This window comes from Pseudomonas fuscovaginae SE-1 (assembly GCF_000364705.1).
GTDB classification, from domain to species: domain Bacteria; phylum Pseudomonadota; class Gammaproteobacteria; order Pseudomonadales; family Pseudomonadaceae; genus Aquipseudomonas; species Aquipseudomonas fuscovaginae_A.
Map to the genome: position 1 here is coordinate 1 of NZ_AQOH01000024.1, position 19,001 is coordinate 19,001.

At 64.3% G+C, this 19,001-nt stretch carries 13 protein-coding genes and 3 pseudogenes; 11 read left to right on the forward strand and 5 right to left on the reverse strand.

All coding sequences use genetic code 11. From position 1 onward, the window contains the following. Positions 1-2,138, forward strand: a pseudogene (locus tag K675_RS30315) (hypothetical protein); the annotation flags it as partial. A 67-nt stretch (positions 2,139-2,205) separates the two neighbouring features. Then, the gene (locus K675_RS31790; RefSeq protein ID WP_080635302.1) at positions 2,206-3,819 is read left to right on the forward strand and encodes a hypothetical protein; all 1,614 of its coding nucleotides are present in this window, start codon (positions 2,206-2,208) and stop codon (positions 3,817-3,819) included. 161 nt (positions 3,820-3,980) lie between these two features. Here the strand turns inward: K675_RS31790 and metC are convergent, their stop codons facing one another. From metC to K675_RS30325, 3 genes and pseudogenes are all read right to left on the reverse strand, one after another. After that, positions 3,981-6,719: a cystathionine beta-lyase gene (metC, locus tag K675_RS0103370; protein WP_026144886.1), complete on the reverse strand. Its 2,739-nt coding sequence runs from the start codon at positions 6,717-6,719 to the stop codon at positions 3,981-3,983. 78 nt (positions 6,720-6,797) lie between these two features. Then, positions 6,798-7,394 (reverse strand): cysteine dioxygenase, encoded by a 597-nt coding sequence (locus K675_RS0103375; RefSeq protein ID WP_017902100.1) that lies wholly within the window; start codon positions 7,392-7,394, stop codon positions 6,798-6,800. A 29-nt stretch (positions 7,395-7,423) separates the two neighbouring features. Further along, positions 7,424-7,978: pseudogene (locus tag K675_RS30325) on the reverse strand (amino acid ABC transporter ATP-binding protein); the annotation flags it as partial. A 2-nt stretch (positions 7,979-7,980) separates the two neighbouring features. Here K675_RS30325 and K675_RS0103385 point away from each other — a divergent pair. The 9 genes and pseudogenes from K675_RS0103385 to K675_RS0103430 form a co-directional block, all read left to right on the forward strand. Continuing rightward, positions 7,981-8,697: pseudogene (locus K675_RS0103385) on the forward strand (LysR substrate-binding domain-containing protein); the annotation flags it as partial. 230 nt (positions 8,698-8,927) lie between these two features. Next, entirely contained in the window at positions 8,928-9,962 is a 1,035-nt protein-coding gene (locus tag K675_RS0103390) for a LacI family DNA-binding transcriptional regulator (protein ID WP_017902103.1), read from the forward strand. Then, positions 9,946-10,950, forward strand: a complete 1,005-nt coding sequence (locus tag K675_RS0103395) for an ABC transporter substrate-binding protein (protein ID WP_026144887.1) — start codon at positions 9,946-9,948, stop codon at positions 10,948-10,950. Before K675_RS0103390 ends, K675_RS0103395 begins: the two co-directional genes overlap by 17 nt. 96 nt (positions 10,951-11,046) lie before the next feature. Next, positions 11,047-11,820 carry an ABC transporter permease gene (locus K675_RS0103400; protein ID WP_198291607.1) on the forward strand — a complete coding sequence of 258 codons (774 nt, stop codon included), beginning with the start codon at positions 11,047-11,049 and terminating at the stop codon, positions 11,818-11,820. After that, the gene (locus K675_RS0103405; RefSeq protein ID WP_017902106.1) at positions 11,817-12,611 is read left to right on the forward strand and encodes an ABC transporter permease; all 795 of its coding nucleotides are present in this window, start codon (positions 11,817-11,819) and stop codon (positions 12,609-12,611) included. The genes K675_RS0103400 and K675_RS0103405 overlap by 4 nt, the downstream gene beginning before the upstream one ends. Further along, a complete protein-coding gene (locus K675_RS0103410) occupies positions 12,608-13,642 on the forward strand; it encodes an ABC transporter ATP-binding protein (RefSeq protein ID WP_017902107.1) in 1,035 nt (344 codons plus the stop codon). Before K675_RS0103405 ends, K675_RS0103410 begins: the two co-directional genes overlap by 4 nt. Before the next feature lie 26 nt (positions 13,643-13,668). Next, complete coding sequence (locus K675_RS0103415; protein WP_017902108.1) at positions 13,669-14,502, forward strand: phosphodiesterase; 834 nt, start codon at positions 13,669-13,671, stop codon at positions 14,500-14,502. Between the two features lie 101 nt (positions 14,503-14,603). Beyond that, positions 14,604-15,374, forward strand: coding sequence for a nuclease-related domain-containing protein (locus K675_RS0103420; protein WP_017902109.1), 771 nt, complete (start codon positions 14,604-14,606; stop codon positions 15,372-15,374). Between the two features lie 571 nt (positions 15,375-15,945). Beyond that, complete coding sequence (locus K675_RS0103430) at positions 15,946-16,401, forward strand: VOC family protein (protein ID WP_017902111.1); 456 nt, start codon at positions 15,946-15,948, stop codon at positions 16,399-16,401. Positions 16,402-16,448: 47 nt separating this feature from the next. On the opposite strand, the gene K675_RS0103435 is transcribed toward K675_RS0103430, so the two are convergent. Together K675_RS0103435 and K675_RS30330 are read right to left on the reverse strand one after the other, a co-directional pair. After that, positions 16,449-16,883: a DUF6678 family protein gene (locus K675_RS0103435; RefSeq protein ID WP_017902112.1), complete on the reverse strand. Its 435-nt coding sequence runs from the start codon at positions 16,881-16,883 to the stop codon at positions 16,449-16,451. Between the two features lie 134 nt (positions 16,884-17,017). After that, positions 17,018-18,664: a hypothetical protein gene (locus K675_RS30330; protein ID WP_017902113.1), complete on the reverse strand. Its 1,647-nt coding sequence runs from the start codon at positions 18,662-18,664 to the stop codon at positions 17,018-17,020. Between the last annotated feature and the right edge of the window lie 337 nt (positions 18,665-19,001).

Below are 19,001 nucleotides of genomic sequence, written 5' to 3' on the forward strand. Positions count from 1 at the left end.
ACGGCGGCGCCCTCACGGTGGTCGCCAACCGGGCGTCCTTCCTGGTGGTGACGCGCGGCCAGCGCAGGGCCTACAGCTTCGGCAAGAGCGGGCAAGGCGGCGACATGTCGCAGGCAGCGCGCGAGCTGGCGATACGAGGCGATATCGTACTGTGCCAATCATCCAACTGGGCCCATACGATCTGCAACGAATACGGTCAGTTCGAGGCCTGGGGCGCGGTGGCTCATGGCGGTACGCCACCCACTCGGGAGGCCGATGCGCAAACGGATATCGGCGTGCTGTTCGAGCGCAGCAGGGCCAAGGCCGAACTGCTGACCTACTTCCGGGATCATCCGCTCGCCAGGCCACTCCACGGCCAGCCGGGCTCCCGGGCAATGACCACTTCGGGTAGCCGCGTGGCCATCCACTCCACGGACTCCAGCTTCTTTCTCTACAGCCAGTCGCCCAGTGGCTCGACCGAGAAAGTCGTGGTCTGGGGTCAGGCCGACGCTGGCGGCAGCCTGCCGCTGGGGGTTCGCCAGGTACTGGAAAGCAGTATGATCGAAGCGGTGTACAGCACCAACAATGCCTACGGCGCGATCGTCACCCAGGGCGAGGTCCAGGGGGTGGTCGTGGTCTGGGGCACGTCGCTGGAGGATGGTGATGCCGGCGAGATTCCCGAGGTACTGCAGGACCACCTGCGCTCCGGTGTCATCGAGATCTACTCGATCAAGAGCTGGCCGCCCCGCGACCCACCGCCCGGGCGTATCAGTGCCTCTTTCGCCGCGCGTCTCGACAACCACACCTACGGGTTGTGGGGCGGCAACGTCAGGGACCAGCTCTTCGACCCTTCGGCACCGGAAGGGCCAAGGCTGCTGGCGCCTACCGTCGACGATGCCAGTGGCGGCAACCCGGCCACGCTCAACCCCTACCTGGTGAGAAACGGCGCCACCGTACGAGTGCCGGCCAACCTGGCCCTGTTGCCCACGGACAAGGTCCAGGTGGTCTGGACCGCGACAACCGCCGCAGGCTCCCATACCTCGGGCCAGGTCGACGCCAATCCGGGCGGGATGAGCTTCACGATTCCAGCCGCTCAGGTGGCCTTTACCCCCAATACCACGGTCAGGGTCAAGTACATCGTGACCCGCGCCGGCATGCCCCTGCCGGACTCGCCTACCCTGACCCTCAACGTTGAGAAAATGCCCAGCGCCAACCTGCCGACACCCAAGGTCTACCAGGATGGGGTTGAAGTCACCGGTGCCACGCTGGATGTCAGCAAGGCTACCGAGATCCGGATCTATGCATGGCCCCTGTGGGCCGCGAACCAGAAGGTCTGGTTACAGTTGGCCGGCAAGCAGGCCGGTAACGCCGACCATGACCTGGCGCTCTGGACCGCCTCTGCGGTGACAAGCGCGGAAGTGCAGCGCGGCTATCTGGTCAAGGCCGTACCGGCCAGCTATCTGACGCAACTACTGAATGGCTCCACGCTTGCGATCATCTTCAAGGCGACCTTTGACGGCAGCGCCACGCAAGCGCAGGCTACCGTGTTTCCTGTACGGACCCTGACTGTCGTCAGCTACCCCCCCCTGAACTTCGACACCAGCAACAAGACCCTCTCGGTTTCCGGCTACTACTCGGTCAGGGGCCGTCCGCCGGTCACGCCACCAGCCAGCGCGGTGTATACGCGCACCGCTTCAGGCGGAACCCCACCCTACACCTACCGATCTTCGGACAGTGGCGTGGCGGTGGTCGACGGCGATTCCGGTGAGCTCAGGGCGGCGGCGAACGGCTTTAGCACGATCACCGTCAGCGACAAGGCCGGGCAGGAGGCCAGCTACCTGATCGTGGTAACGGGCGTGAAGGAAGTGGTGGACCTGAACAGAACCGCCAATCATGCCAATGCCATCAGCCAATGTGAGCAGCAGGGCCTTCAGCTCATGTCACTGGATGACTACAAGGCGTTCTGGCGACTCTATTACCCGTCCAGCAGTCCCGTGGCCCAATACGTGGGCTGGGGCAGCGGCACGCTCTGGTGCTGGAGCCGAACCAATGTCAATGCCAGCACGGCCTGGGCCTATAACCCCAATGGATCGGATGCCGACAGGAACGGGAGCAGTGCCACGAAGAATTATGCCTATCGAGTGGTTGGGCTGAGGTAGGACACACAGGATGGAACGGGTTTCGAACTGAGTGAACGCGCGTCGAACACACCACGGGAGCCTTCATATGAACAGGGCAGATAGTGCAAGAAAATCACGCAACGCGGGAACGTTGGATCCGGACTTCGCGGCCAATGGCCTTCTACAGCCCGACCCGACGAGTCGCGGCCAGGCTACCAGCGTCATCCGGGATGCGCAACGAAGTCACCTGATCTTCACCTGCAACCTGCCCCTGCCTCACCTCTATCGGGCCTCGGCCAATGGCGAAGTGGACCCAACCTTTGGCGCAGGCACAGGGTATGTACCGGTCATCTTCGTGCCGAACCGACAGGAGACTGCCGAACGCGTGCTGCAGCAGCCCGATGGCAGGATTGTCGTGATCGGGCTCTCGCACGATCAACCGTTGACGTTCACGGAATCGGCGGTCGCACGCTTCAACGTCGATGGTCGACCCGATCCGGGCTTCGGTTCAGGCGGTGTCGTGGTGCCGGATATCGTTCCCGAGGGGGCAACGCCCACCGGTCCGATCCACGGCGCCCTCCAGGCCGATGGCAAGATCCTGATCAGCTGCCGCTATTCCATTTTCGACGATCCCCGCCAACTGCAGGTTGGAGTATTGGCGCGCCTCAACACCAATGGGGCCCTCGACCGCACCTTCGGCCAGGACGGCGTTGTGGTGTTCCGGGGTGCATTCGACTACGAGCTCGGGGCAGTTCTGCCACAACCGGATGGCAAGATCGTGATCGGCACCCTCCATCACGAGCGTCCGAGCCGGGCGATGCTGGTGAGGCTCACCGGTTCAGGCGAGATCGATCGATCCTTCGGCAATAACGGCCAGGCCCCTGTCGCCTCGCAGGAAGTGCCGGGGTCGATCATCCTGGATCGCCAAGGCCGGCTGATCTGCACCGGCAACCAATTCCTTCAAACCCAGCCGGGTGCCATCGTGCTGCGGTTCAAGACCGATGGCAGTTTGGACCCGACCTTCAACAGCGCGCGCCAGGAAGGGTGTTACTGGCGAGAAATTGCACTGCTGCCCGATAGCAGGATCGTTGCCGTGGGACGGAGCCAATCCGACACGAGCCTTTTCGCGACGCTGAAGGCAGATGGAGCGCTGGATCAGATTGCCACGGGATATCCCGGCGAGTATCGGTCGCTTGCGCAGCAGCCGTCGGTGCCACGCTGTGTCGTGGTGGGCGACCTGTCCGAGACCCCGACGGTCTTCGGGCTTCGTCTGCCCACGACTCCACTTCCCGAGGACACCGACTTTGTCGACTACAACTGGAATGGCTGGGAAAAAGGGCCGGCGGCTGCCGACCCCCGCGACTTGGTGATCAGGCACGCTGCCGGTATCTGGTATCTGTGGAACTACACGCACACCGACGATTCCGAAGGCGTCATTCTGCACAAGACCTTTATCCTGGAACCCGGTCGCCGGTATGAGTTCGCGATAGAGGTCAAAAGATACGAGGGGCGCTTTGCCGTACCGATCCTGTCCACCTCGGCCAATGGCGCGACGGTGGGAGCAGAACTGGCAGTGACCGATCTGAACAACTGGATGCCACTCAAGGGCACCTTCACCCCATCAGTGCGCACGGTGGAACTGGCGATTGTCAGCCATCTCGCCACCGGTCGCGGCAACGACTACATGATCAAGGGCCTCGTGGTCAGGGCGCTGTCCTGAAAACCGGGTGTCACGATGTGATCCTCGCCCTTGCCGGCTCTGCACATCCGGGATATCTCGGCCATGCGCAGGGGGTAGTGAGCGGCATGTTGCGTGCCCTGTCAATCAGCCCCCGAACTGGCTCTGGGTCCCGCTCATCACACTAGCGGGACCCACTTTCCCTAGAGGACATCAAACCCCCGCTGCAGATCCTCGATCAACGACTCCACCGCCTCCAACCCGATATGCAGGCGAATCACCGGATGGCTCGCCGCCACCGGGAACTGCCGATCACCCAGGTCGGCCAGCGTCACCAGACTCTCGTAACCGCCCCACGACGCCCCCAGCCCGAACAGCTGCAAGGCATCGATGAACGCCTCGGCCTGGCGCTTGTCGGCCTCGGCGAATTCGAACGACAGCAGGCCGTTGCTGCCGCTGAAGTCGCGTTGCCACAGCGCATGCCCCGGATGCTCCGGCAAGGCCGGGTGGAACACCTGCCGCACCTGTGGCTGTGCCTGGAGCCATTGGGCGATTTCCACCGCCTGGCGCTGGTGCACCTCCAGCCGCGCCGCCAGGGTCCGCGCACCGCGCAGCACCAGGTAGGCGTCGTCCGGGCTGACGGTGTTGCCGAAGCTGTCGCTCATGCGTGACAACGCCGGCCAGGCGGCCTCGGTGGTACAGACACTGCCCATCACCACGTCGCTGTGGCCGGCCAGGTACTTGGTCAGGGCCATGATCGAGATGTCCGCGCCCAGTGCCAGCGGCCGGTACTGGTAGGCCGAGCCCCAGGTATTGTCCACCGCCACCAGGATGTTGCGCGGCTTGCACAGGGCGATGATCGCCGGCAGGTCGGCCAGTTCGTACAGCAACGAGCCCGGTACCTCGCAATAGACCATCCGCGTGTTGGCGCGCAGCCGGGCTTCAAGGTCCTGGCCATCGGCCGGGAAGTACTCGACCTCGATGCCGAACGGCCCGAGAAACTCCCTCGCCAACTGACGCACCGGTCCATACACGCCATCGGTGATCAGCACATGGTCGCCCGGACGCAGGTAGGCCAACAGGGTCTGCGCCACCGCCGCCAGACCGGTGCCGAACAACCGGGTGCGGTGGCCGCCTTCCAGCTCGGTCACCAGGTCTTGCAGGGCAAAGGCCGTGGGATTGCCGCGGGCGCCGTAGCTCAGTACCTGTTCGTGGTCGCGTCGGCGACGGGCTTCGCGCATTTGCGCAACGTTGTCGAACAGCACCGTGCTCAGGCGCGTCACCGGCACGTTCACCGCCCGTGCCCCATGGCCACCAGCCGTACGCGCGGCATGGACCAGACGAGTGCGCACATCGACGGCGGCAGCCGGTGGCAGCGGGCTCAGGCTGGCGATCTCGGCCTCGGTCATCTGCCCCAGCAGTCCGGTTTCCCAGGCCAGGTACTGGCGTGCCGCGTCCTTGTTGCCGGAATGGCGGTCGTGGGTGAAGAACAGGAAGTCGATGCAACGTTCATCGGGCAAGGCCGCCGCGTCGCTGACCAGCGCCAGCCCGGCCGCCTGCCAGCTGGCAAGGTCCCCCGCCAGCAGCCGCGCGGCGGCCTGTTGCGCCGGTGGCAATTCCAGCAGCGCCAGGCGGGCGACCGCCGGATCATCCGCAATCAGTACCAGTGGCCGCTGCTCTGCAGCCACCTGGGCCGCCAGCAACGGGCGGATCGACCATTGCGAGCCGGCCAGATGGCGTTTGCGAAAACTCATGCCCGGACGCAGGTCGATCAGCGCCACGGCATCTTCAGCCAACGCGCCCAACAGCTCGGGCGCGCTGATGCTCGGCAGCGCCGGCTGTTCGTCGGTGGCCGGCAGCGGCAACCGCAGGCCACTGTGCAAGCCGCCTTCGAGTACCTGGGCGTCATGCCCCAGTTGCCGCAACCAACTGGCGACGATCGGCGCCCGCACGCCATCATCGTCGAACAGCACCAGCCGTGCCTGGCGCACGCCGATGTAGAGGTCGGTGGCCTGGATCAACTGGCCGCCCGGTGTGTGTTGCGCGCCGGGCAAAGTGCCGAGGGCGAATTCTTCGGCACTGCGCACGTCGCAGAGGAACAGGCTGCCCTCACCGCTCTCGGCCCAGGCGGCAACCTGCGCGGCACCGACATTCGGTACGGCGGCGCGCTGCGCCAGCTTCCGCGCCGCCACGCGCTGCTGCTCGACACCGGCCGGCGCCTGCTCGTCGCGGTAGCGCCGGGTGCTGCCATGCTCCAGTTGCAGGTCGGCCAGGTACCAGCCCTGGGTACCGTTCTCCAGGGCATAGACCGGGTTCTTCACGCCCAGGTTGATCAGGGTCTGCGCGCCGATGATGCCGCGGGTACGGCCGGCGCAGTTGACCACCACCGGCGTCGCTTCGTCCGGCACCAGGTCGTGCAGGCGATAGCCCAGCTCGCCGTTGGGGCAGCAGATCGAACCGGGGATGGTCATCTTGCGGTATTCGTCGAACGGCCGGCCATCGAGCAGCACCAGCGGCCGGCCGTCGGCCTGCCAGGCCGCCAGTTCAGTGGCGCTGATGTGCGGCGTGTGGCACGCCTCTTCGACCCGTTCGCCAAAGGCCTTGGATGGCACGTGGACGCCGGCGAACAGTTGCAGGCCGGCCGCCTGCCAGCCGTTGGCGCCGCCTTCGAGGCGGTGGACCTGACGGTAGCCCAGCTCGGCCAGGCGCTGCGCCGCGCGCAGCGACAGCTCGCCGCCGTCCTGGTCGTAGATCACCAGGCGCACCGCCGGGTTCGGGGCCAGGCGCCGGGCTTCCAGCTCCAGGCGGCTATAGGGCAGGTGCACGCCATGGAACAGGTGCGCCTCGCCGTACTGGCCGTGCTCACGGACGTCGAACAGGGCGATTTCCCGGCCATCGAACAGCCACGTCTGCAACTGCGCCGGGGTAATGGTTGTACTCACGAAAGCCTCGTCTCGGGATGATGCAGTGAGGGCGGCAGCCGCTGTCGCAGCGGCCGGCCGGTCTTCGAAGAATAGGGGTTACGCGTAGGCCCTGATCGACGGCGCCATCTGCGACTTGTTGTAGTTGAGCACCGTGCCATCGTCCTGCACGCCGTAGCGCCCTTCCAGGGATTCCAGCGGGCGGCCGTAGAGATGGAAGTGCAAGGTCGCCTGTTCGCCATCGACACGGATGCTGTGCAGGTCTTCGCCGAGGAAGGCGATCGAGGTACCCGGCTGCACCACCACTTCGCGCGCAAGCTCCAGCACCGCCCGGGTCGGATCGCTGCCATCGTCGCGGCGGGCATAGACGCGGTTCAGCTCCTGGCCCTCGATGGCGCTGATCACCGCCCAGGTCTCGTGGTTGTGGGCGACGGTGTTCTTGCCTGGCAACAACGAGTTCAGGTACAGGGTCGGGGTTTCGCCGTCGTCGTTGAGGCGGTAGCGGAACGCGGTGTTGCCCTCGCCCGCCACCGGCGCCGGAAAGCTGTCGAAGTTGAACAGGTCACGGCGCTCGGCCAGTTCCTCCAGCAGCGCGACGATCTGCTCCAGGGCTGCGCGGTCGACGCCACGCTGGTGGATGGCGCGGATCTTCACCAGGAAAGATTCGATCACGTGGGCGCGTTCGGTAGTGCTCATGGGCAAGTTCCTCAAAGGGTGGATCACGGTCAGACGGACAGGCTGAAGGGGCTGATATTGGTCAGGCGGAACGGGTCGGCCGCTGGCGGGCGACGGTGGTCGCCGAGGGCGTGCCGGAGGAATTCGCGGGTCCGTTCGCTCCGCGGCTGCTGGAAGATCTGCCCGGCGCTGCCGGACTCGACGATGCGACCGTTCTCGGTGAAATAGACCACGTCGCTGATCTCCTCGGCGAAGCGCATTTCGTGGGTGACCAGCACGCAGGTCATGCCCTCCTCGGTCAACTCGCGAATCACCGTCAGCACTTCGCCGACGGTTTCCGGGTCGAGGGCCGACGTCACCTCGTCGAACAGGATCAGCTCCGGGCGCATCGCCAGGGTGCGGGCGATCGCCACGCGCTGCTGCTGGCCGCCGGACAGCTGGCCGGGATAGGCCTCGGCCTTGTGCTCCAGGCGCACCTTGGCCAGTAGTTGCCGGGCCTGTTGCTCGGCCTCGGCGCGGCGGCGGCCGAGCACCTTGCAGGGGGCGATCAGCAGGTTCTCCAGTACCGACAGGTGCGGGAACAGGTTGTATTGCTGGAAAACGAAAGGTGGGGATCCGCCTGTTCCAGAAACAGGGCCGACAGAAACAGCTCACCGAACCGGGCCGACAGTTGCTGCGCCATGCCCGGCAAATGCTCTCGCTCAACGACGAAGTACTCAACTCACTGCAAGAGAGCCATCTCAGCGGCGTGCTGCGCATCGGTTCGCCCCATGACATCGCCGACACCATCCTGCCGCCGATCCTCAGCCACATCGCCCGCTCGGCCCCGCGCTTGCGTCTGGAGATCGACGTGGGCCGCAGCCCGTACCTGATGGAGGATCTGCACCGGGGCAAGATCGACATGGTGATTTCCACCCGCGAGGACTCGCGACTGCAGGGCTTCGCCCTGCGCACCTCGCCGGTGTGGTGGATCTGCTCGGCGCAATACATCCATGTGCCGAACGAGCCGTTGCCGCTGATCCTGGTGGAGGAACCGAGCATCTATCGGCGTTATGCCATCGAAGCGCTGGAGCGCGCCGGGATTGCCTGGCGCCAGGCGTACCTGGCATCGAACCTGATCGGTATCAAGGCGGCGATCCGCGCCGGGTTGGGCGTGACGCCGCGCAGCATGGAACTGCTGGGGCCGGACATGCGGGTGCTGGGCGAGAACGACGGCTTGCCGCGGTTGCCGGACGTCACCTACCACCTGTGGATCCGGCCAAATACGGTGAACCCACTGGTGCGCCGAGCCTACGACCTGATCCGCGCGAGCCAGGGGCTGTAGCGGTTCGGCACCCCATCCTGTGGGAGCCGGCTGGCTGGCGATCGCGCTCTCGCAGCCACCTCCCGCTCGCCTGACCTGGCGCCATCGCCAGCCAGCCGGCCCCACCGGTACAGCGTCAAGCGCCTGGCTTGTGCCCGGCACGACTTCAAACTGTCATCACTCGTTTATCCGTTCGCCATCTTCGAGCCGTACTGTCGCCCTCCAATGAGATCGATCTCAAGGACGCGACAATGACCGATTTGAAAGAAGTGGCCCGCCTGGCCGGCGTGTCCCGGGCGACCGCCGCCCGCACCTTCGCCACCCCCGAGGTGGTCCGCCCGGCCACCCGCGAGCAGGTCTTCGCCGCCGCCCGCGAGCTGGGTTTCCGCCCCAATCACCTGGGCCGCCAACTGCGCCTGCAACAGACCAACCTGATCGGCGTGGTAGTGCCCAACCTGCTCAACCCGGTGTTCGCCGAACAATTCCAGGCCATGGAGCGCGCCGCCAGCGCCTGGGGCTACAACCTGCTGCTGGCGACCACCGACTATGCCGCCGAACGCGAAAGCGCGGTGGTCGAGGAACTGCTGCGCCAGCGGGTCGACGGCCTGATCCTGACCGTCACCGACGCCGAACAGAACCCCCTGCTTGAGAGCCTGGCCTGCGAGGACACGCCCTTCGTGCTCGCCTACCACCAGCCGGACAACACCGACTACTGCGCCGTCTCGGTCGACAACCGTGCCGGCATGGCCCTGGCCACCCGCTACCTGCTGGAGGCCGGGCACACGCGGATCGGCATGGTCGCCGGCCCCGCCCTGCAGTCGGACCGCGCGCGGCTGCGTTATGCCGGCTACTGTGACGCCCTACGCGAGCGCGGCCTGGAGCCCCTGCCGGTGATCGAGATGCCGGCGCATATCCGCGCCGACTTCGCCGCCCTCGAACCGCTGCTGCGTGGCCCGCAACCGCCCAGCGCGCTGGTCTGCTCCAACGATCTGCTGGCGATCAGCCTGATCGCGGAATTGCGCCGCAACGGCTGGGGCGTCCCCGAACGGTTGTCGGTCATCGGTTTCGACGGCATCGCCATCGGCACCCAGATGCATCCGTCCCTGTGCAGCGTGGTCCAGCCGATCACCACCCTGGCGAACACCGCCATCGAACACCTGCTGGCGCGCATCAACGGCGCCAGTCCCACTTCCCAATGCCTGCCCTGTCATATCCGGCCCGGCGAAAGCATGCGGCCCTACGAGGAAACGCTTCATGACCAAGCTCATCATGACCAAGCTCCGTAAGCCCCTGGCGGCCCTGCTGCTCGGTGCGGTCGCCAGCCTCGCCCACGCCGGCGAAACCGCGATCTGCTACAACTGCCCGCCCGAATGGGCCGACTGGGGCAGCCAGCTCAAGGCGATTGCCGACAGTACCGGCGTGCAGGTACCACTGGACAACAAGAACTCTGGCCAGGCCCTGGCGCAGATCGTCGCCGAACGCGCGGCGCCGGTCGCCGACGTGGTCTACTACGGCGTGACCTTCGGCCTGCAGGCGCAGAAGGCCGGGGTGCTGGGCGAGTACAAGCCCAGACACTGGGACGAGATTCCCGCCGGCCTCAAGGACCCGGCCGGGCACTGGTTCGCCATTCACTCCGGCACCCTCGGCCTGATGGTCAACGTCGACGCCCTCGGTGGCCTGCCCGTGCCACAGAGCTGGGCGGATCTGCTCAAGCCCGAGTACAAGGGCATGGTCGGCTACCTGGACCCCTCCAGCGCCTTCGTCGGTTATGTCTCGGCGGTGGCGATCAACCAGGCCATGGGCGGCAACCTGGACAACTTCGCCCCGGCCATCGACTATTTCCGCAAGCTGGCGAAGAACGCACCGATCGTGCCCAAGCAGACCGCCTATGCACGCGTGCTCTCGGGTGAATTGCCGATCCTGGTCGACTACGACTTCAACGCCTACCGCGCTCGCTACAAGGACCAGGCCAATGTCGCCTTCGTGATCCCCAGGGAAGGCAGCCTCAGCGTACCCTACGTGATGAGCGCGGTGGGCAACGCCCCGCATCGGGCCAATGCCGAGAAGGTGCTCGATTTCGTCCTCTCGGACCAGGGCCAGGCCCTGTGGGCCAACGCCTACCTGCGCCCGGTGCGGCAGATGAAGATGCCGCCGGAAGTGGCTGCACGCTTTCTGCCAGACAGCGATTACGCCCGCGCCGGCGTGGTCGACTACGAGCACATGGCCGCCGTGCAGGAAGCCTTCGCCACCCGCTACCTGAGCGAGGTGAAGTAAGTGTCGCTGGTGCTCGACGAACGCCAGATCGCCCGTCCTCGCCACTGGCCGCAACTGCGCCCGCCTTCAGCGGCAACCTGGGCGCTGGCTCCGGCGATGGCGCTGCTGCTGGCGTTCTGGTTGCTGCCGCTGGCCCATCTGGTCCAGCTCGGTGCTGAAAGCCGTGACACCACTGGCAGCGGCTATTGGCAGGTGCTGAGCAGCCCGCAATACCTGGGGAGCCTGCTGCAGACCGTGTTGCTGGCAGCATTGACGACCCTGGCGGCGCTGCTGGTCGGCGGCATCAGCGGCGTGTTCCTGGCTCGCCAGCGGTTCTTCGGCCGTTCATTGCTGGTCGCCCTGCTGACCTTCCCCCTGGCCTTTCCCGGCGTGGTGGTGGGCTTCCTGGTGATCCTGCTGGCCGGCCGCCAGGGCCTGTTCGCCCAACTCGGCCTGCAACTGGCGGGCGAGCGCTGGATCTTCGCCTATTCGCTGGCCGGCCTGTTTCTCGGCTACCTGTACTTCTCCATTCCACGGGTGATTCTCACCGTAATGGCCGCCTGCGAGAGCCTCGACCGCAGCCTGGAAGAGGCCGCCCGCTCTCTCGGTGCCGGGCTCTGGCAAGTGGTACGCGACGTGATCGTGCCGGGCCTGGCGCCGGCTCTGGTGTCCTGCGGGGCGATCTGCTTCGCCACCGCGATGGGCGCCTTCGGCACCGCCTTCACCCTCGGCACCCGGCTCAACGTCACCCCGGTGGCGATCTACAACGTGTTCACCAACTACGCCAACTTCGCCGTGGCCGCCGCGCTGTCGGTGGTGCTCGGTGGCGTGACCTGGATCGTGCTGCTGTTGGCCCGGCGCCTGGTCAAGCAGTCGGGGAGCGTACTGTGAAACGTTCGAGGCTGTTCTTTGCGCAACTGGCGTTCACCCTGCTGGTCTGCGCCTTCATGCTGGTGCCGGTGCTGCTGTCGCTGCTCGCCGGGGTCACCCGCAACTATTTCCAGGGCCCGTCCAGCGGCCTGACCTTCGCCTGGCTGGCGCAGGTCTGGCAGGCCTATGCCGGCACTGTCTGGCTGTCCCTGCGACTGGCCCTGGCCTGCGCCGTCTGCGTGTGCCTGATCGGCGTGCCGGCGGCCTACGCCCTGGTGCGGATGAACAACCGTTTCAGCCGGGCCTTCGAGGAGCTGATGGTGCTGCCGGTGGCGATGCCGGGCCTGGCCAGTGCCCTGGCGCTGCTGCTGAGCTACGGCCAGTTCGGCGCCTTTCGCGGCAGTTGGCTGTTCATCCTGGTCGGGCACGTGCTGTTCACCCTGCCCTTCCTGGTACGCCCGGTGATGGCGGTGATGCAGCGTCAGCGGTTGCCGTTGCTCGAAGAGGCCGCCGCCAGCCTGGGCGCGGGTCCCTGGCGGCGTTTCTTCAACGTGGTGGTGCCCAACAGCCGTGCCGGCATCCTCGCGGGCGTGCTGATGGTGATCACGCTGTCGCTGGGCGAGTTCAACCTGACCTGGATGCTCCACACGCCGATGACCAAGACCCTGCCCGTGGGCCTGGCCGACAGCTACGCCTCGGCGCGGCTGGAAGTCGCCAGTGCCTACACGTTGATTTTCCTCTTGCTGATCGTGCCGCTGCTGATCGCGGTCCAGGCCATCAGCGCCCGTCTGTCCCGTGGAGAACGCCCATGACCGGCACCCCGATTCGCCTGCAAGGCTGCCGCAAGACCTTTCCCGATGGCACGGTGGCCTTGCACCAGTTGGACCTGGAGATAGAACCCGGCGAGATCCTGGCGATCCTCGGCCCATCCGGCTGCGGCAAGACCACCACCCTGCGCCTGATCGCCGGCCTGGAGCGCCCCGACAGCGGCCAGGTGCACTTTGGCCAACAGGACGTCACCGGCCTGCCGATCGAGCGGCGCGACGTTGGCATGGTGTTCCAGAACTACGCGCTGTTCCCCAATCTCAACGTCGCCGAGAACGTGGTCTACGGGCTCAAGGTGCGGGGCGTGGCCGCCGCCGAGCGCAAGCGCCGCTGCGCCGAACTGCTGGAACTGGTCGGCCTCGAAACATACGGCCAACGCGCGATCCACGAACTGTCCGGCGGCCAGCGCCAGCGCGTCGCCCTCGCCCGTGCGCTGGCGCCCAGCCCTCGGGTTCTGCTGCTGGACGAACCGCTGGCGGCGCTGGACGCCCAGTTGCGCGAACGCCTGCGCAGCGAACTCGACCAACTGCTGCGCAGCCTGGGCATCACCTCAGTGTTCGTCACCCACGACCAGGGCGAAGCCATGGCCCTGGGCGACCGGATCCTGGTGATGGAGCAGGGCCGCGTCGCGCAACTGGGTACGCCACGGGAAATCTACCAACAGCCCGCCAACGCCTTCGTCGCCGGTTTCGTCGGCAATCTCAACGCCTTCACCGTGCTCGACTACTCCCGCGACGGCCTGCGGGTCGAAGGCGGCGAACTGCCCTGGAGCGGCCCACGGCAACCCACCACGGTCTATTGCCGCCCCGAGCACCTGCGCGTCATGGAGCACGGTGCCGGGCATCTGCGCGGGCGCCTGCTGGGGCAGTTCTTCCAGGGAGCCCAAAGCCGCCTGCTGGTCGATATCGGCGCCACGCAACCGCTGCTGGTCGACAGCAGCGACGCACAGATCCACGCCACCGGCGCACCGATTTCCCTCGCCATCGAGCCCCAGGCGTTGTTCACCCTGCAATCGTGAATGTTTTCCCCGTACGAGAGGCTTCCTTGAATTCTTCGTTTCTCATCGCCCAGATCAGCGACCCGCACCTCAAGGCCGGCCAGCGCCTGACGTATGGCGTGGTCGATACCCTGGCCGCCCTGCGCCGCGCCGTCGAGCACCTGAACGCGAGCATCCCGCGCCCGGACATCGTGGTGGTCAGCGGCGACCTGGTGGACTTCGGCCGGCCGGACGAATACGCCGTGCTCGCCCCCGAGCTGGCGCGCCTGCAGATGCCCTGCTACCTGGTGCCCGGCAACCACGACCATCGCGAACACATGCTGGCCGGCCTGCCCGCGCATCGCTACCTGCCAGAGTCGGCAGAGGGGCCGCTGGACTGGGTGGTGGACGAGCACCCGGTGCGCCTGATCGGCCTGGACTCGACCACACCCGGCGCCCATGGTGGCTGCGTCACCGACGCGCAACTCGAATGGCTCGACGAGCAGTTGGGGCTACGTCCCGAAGTGCCGACGCTACTGATCCTGCACCACCCGCCCTTCATCAGCGGTATCGGCCACATGGACCGCGAGTCGTTTCAGGGCGCCCCGGCGCTGGAAGCGGTGATAGCCCGCCATCCCCAGGTCGAACGCCTGCTCTGTGGGCACCTGCACCGCGCCATGCAGCGGCGCTTCGGAGGGAGTGTCTGTTGCGTCTGCCCGGGGACTTCCCACCAGATCGTCCTCGACTTGCAGGACACGGCGCCCGCACATTTCAATCTCGAGCCCGCCGGTTACCTGCTGCATGCCTGGCACCCGCAGCGCGGGCTGGTGACGCACAACGGGGTGTTCGGGGAATATGCGGGACCGTATCCGTTTTATGATGAGAATGGGTTGATTGATTGAGGTAGGACCGTGGCGTTAGCCAGTGCCAGCGGCCAGCAATGGCTAATTGATACTTGCTTTCGGTACTATCCGCGCTCTTTCAGGATGATCGAAGGCAAGCCATGGACCTCACCTTTTTTATCGCGCAGTTCGGGAGCATATTTGGCTGGGCGGTCGCGCTGATACTGCTGAGCGGACTGCTCAAGACCTCCTGGGCCAAAGGCCATATCGGCGAACTGCTGGTCCGTCTGTTCGCGCACTGGCGGCTGGACAAGCAGACCTATCGTCGTCTGCACAACGTCACCCTGGGCACACTGGACGGCACCACGCAGATTGATCACGTATTCATCTCGCCCTACGGCATCTTCGTCCTGGAAACCAAGAACATGCGCGGCTGGATTTTCGGCGACGAAAAACAGCCACAATGGACACAGAAAATCTATCGAAACAGCTTCAGGTTCCAGAACCCGCTACGGCAGAACTACAAGCATCTCAAGGCTCTGGAGGCCACCCTGGGCGTCGCACCCGAACATCTGCACTCGGTCATCACCTTCATCGGTGGCAGCACCTTCAAGACCGTGATGCCGGCCAACGTCACTCAGGGCATCGGCTTCATTCGCTACATCAAGTCTTTTCAGGAACCGGTGTTCAGCGAGACTGAGGTCGACACTCTGCTGCAAGCCCTGCAAACCGTTCGCCGCGCCGCTTCGCTGGCGACTCACCGTGAACATGTACAACACCTGAAACTGCGTGGCGATCCGAATGCCGAACGGCAATGCCCGAAATGCGGCAGCGCCCTGCTGCTTCGTACAGTGAAGGCCGGAGCGAATGCGGGGAAACAGTTCTGGGGGTGTTCGACCTATCCCAGATGTCGGATCACTCAAGAACTGTAGACACGCCTGATGATGAACGAACAAGGACTGCGAGGGCGAGGACTGGGCCCTTCGCCTTGACACAACACTCGTAACATCCAGCAATGTACGAATAGGCTTCCCAAAATAACACCGGTTTCCCACGCATTTTGAGCATGGGAGAATATTGCCGCGCCCCCTCGTACAGGTGAAATCCGGTGTTCTTCAATGAGAAAAATCATGCATAGCCGATACGGCAAACCCTCGACCAGATAGTCTGAAAAACTGAGACAGCTACGCGCCGATTTAGCAATGTTCGACAAGGAGCTGAGCAAAACCAGCAATGACCTCTATCAGGTATGGCTACCATTCGGACTTGGAGCCTGCATGGCGCTGGGCGTCTTCATTCTCGTTTCGTTGATGCGGCACTGATGCATTAGAGCGCAGAACAACTCGCCTCTCGTGTCAATCAGCGCTCGATCTGAAATCTTGAGGCGCATTGCAATCAGCGGTGAATCCGGGGAACCTCTGATAGCCGTAACGGGGGCCTTCCTCGAAGGACATCGCAGTCATGGCGTGCGAAAAAAGCGTCGCCAGATATCGGGAGCATGCCATGGAACTGAAATTCAGCCACGTCGACGTACTGGTCCAGGACCTCGAAGAAGCCTGTACCTATTACGCACAGATACTCCAGGCCAGGATCTCCACCACGCAGGTCTGGGACCGTGGCGGTCTGCATGTGCGCTACGCCGTCGCCCTGATTGGCCATGAACGCTTCATGCTGGTACAGCCGCTGGCGGGCAACCTGAAACAACTGCTGGATACCGTGGGCGAAGGCATGATCTATCGCCATTGCTACACCACGCCGGATATCGAAAAGGCCTACGATGAACTGCTCGCCTCCGGGGTCCAGCCGGAAGACGAGAACGGCAGGCCCTTGAGCCGCGAGGACCTGCAGTCACCTTCCGGGGCACGCATCATCTGGCTGCCCAAGCGTTTTGGACACTTCTCCATCGAGATTCTTGAAGAAAAGACGCTGGAAGCGTTCCTGGAGAAGGCGTTTGCCTGACACTGAACCCGCCACCAGACGATCGGGTGCCGCTCTGGCTCCACGCCTTAGCCAGGCGGAAAGTCCTCATAGGACTTGGGAAGGTAGCCCCAGATTCTCAGCACATCGGCACGCACTTCGAACTCGAAGCCAATTCGTGCCACAAGCCGGGATATTTCATCGGTGTGATCGATGAACTTGCGCGCAAGCAGGATTCCTTCCGAAGGAACAGCTTCCAGCAAGCCGATATCGAACCACTCGACGCACGCGAAGGGAAACGGCAGGTGGTAAAACCATTCGACATCCCATCCCGAGATATACCCGCTGACGGACTTGTGCCGATAGGAGGGGCACCACCCTTCCAACGCCCGGAAATGGCTGATCAGCTCATCCCAGCGGGTATTGTTCGCCGCGCTTGCCAGGTTTCTCGCCGCCACGGCCGCCTGGATTTTCTTGCGTGTTGCAGCATCGTGGCCAGCGCCGGCCCCCGGTAACTCACTCATGTTCAGACCTGTCGGTTTTTCGCATTCGGACTCGAATGTTCCCTGCGATAACGCATCACGCCATCCCGGCCACGGTCAGCGATACCGGGTTGCAGGTATCACCGCACCTGGCCGGACCGCAGAGACTCAAGCACCTAAAAGCCAAAACGATACCACTTGTTCGCCTGCACGCTCATGGCTACGTTCTCGGAAGAAGCGATCTCCTGTTCAACCTCATCGTTGGCGGGTTGAGGTAGCTCCGCCGCGGCATGCAGCGTGGCAATGAGCGTGCGGAGGGCATCTTCGCGTTCGAATCGCTCGAGTTCCGCAACGAATTCCGCTTCCACCGCGAAAATCTCTTCGGCAGAAGGCAGGCGGACCGGGGCACGTTGGCGCACCAAGGCCTCGCAGACCGGTTCGAATGCCTCATGGACAAACGCCGGTTTCTCTCGGGACTTGTACATGTCGCGAAGAAACGCCGGGGTGATGCTTGTGCAGACCTGCTCGCTGAACTTGACGATTTCCTCTTCCGTCAGCATGAAGTCGACCGCCAGTGGTTCGAGGAGGTCGGGAAGCAGGTCGACCATTTCCTTGGCATCGTCGACGATGAGGAAATCCATGAGCACCTTGGACAGTGAACTCGCCCCGATACCGACGCCGAGCCCGCCCAACACTCCGCCTACCGTGGCGCCAACGGCCGTGCCCGCCCCCGGAAAAATCAGGGAGCCCAGAGCGGCGCCGCCGGCAGCACCGCCCGCCGCGCCAGCAATCCCACCGGCGACACCCGAGGCATTGACCAGCAGGTTCTTGCTCACCTGTGCCCAGGAGACATTCCTGGAAACAGCCGCGCGATACACGTCAGGCGAGGTCATCACCAACGTGACGACGACCCCGGAGACGACGTTGGTACGCAACGATTTCGCCGCGTAGTTGCGGGCGGCCATGCCCTTCATCGCCTGGCCGTTCATCGCTGACGCGTACTGGATGATGAAGCGCTTGCCCAACTCGGTCTTGAAGACCGCATCGATGGCTTTCTTGGCCACGATCTTGCCCACGCCCCCCACCAGCCGGGTGCGAAGCAACTGTGCGGTAAGTACCCCGGACAGCATGGACACACCGGCGACCTTGAGGCCCACGACCAGGGATGACCTGAGGGCCACCTTGCTGTCCACGCCCTGCGCCCGAAGGGTCACGAAGGTGATGGCAAAGGACAGGGAGAACGCGAAGGTCGTCGACACCGCACGCGACTTGATGTCGTAGACGATGCTGTCGATATTACCGGCCTTGGCAATGTTCACGGCCTGCCGATAGGTGATCGAGCCCTCCTTGACCAACTCCTCCGCACGCCCGGGATCGGTGACACCGGGTACCTGCCCGTCCTGGATGCGTTGGCGCATCAGTTCCACGGCGTCCTTGTACTGGTCCTTGGGCACCTCGATGACCTGGTTCGGATAACGATACTGACCATTATCGAAGGCGGCATTGATCGATTCCCTGGCGCTCTGGCAGTACTTCGTCTGGATCTGGACGCCGTCGACGATGCGATCGGCACCGTTGAGCTCCCGGGTCTTGCCCGTGAGTTCGACCTTGCGACCGGACAACACATCGTTCAGTGCGTTGGCGTCTTCGGCGGCGTAGCCGTGGCCGGTGTTTTTCGTCCGATAGTGATTGATGTTGGTCTGTTCGATGCCGCCTGAAACCAGCGGGGACACCAGGTGGCTCACATCGATTTTCGCCCTTCGCGTCCTTGCCAGCTCGCTGAGCGTGCGGGATGGCTGTTCACGGGTTACCAGCTCGGACATTCCAATTTTCCTGAGGCCAAACAAGATGGCCACTTGATACCATTCAACGGCTTGCACGGGCAAATCGATTGATCGCCATTTCGAGGCGGCCATTATCCAGAAGAGGTACACTTTTATTATGAAGTCGTATTCCTGGACATGAACGGACCCAACACAGCTTCACGCCCGTTATATGACTACCGGCCAAGTAATGAGGAGGACATTAATATCAAAAAGCCATACCCCTTATTTGATCCGGCCCGTCATTCCTGAACTACAAGTGCGCGAATCAGCCGCAGTCCAGCCCGCTGGAGCGCCACAGGGCAGAGGATGCCAAGGAGCCCGGGTATTGTAAGCG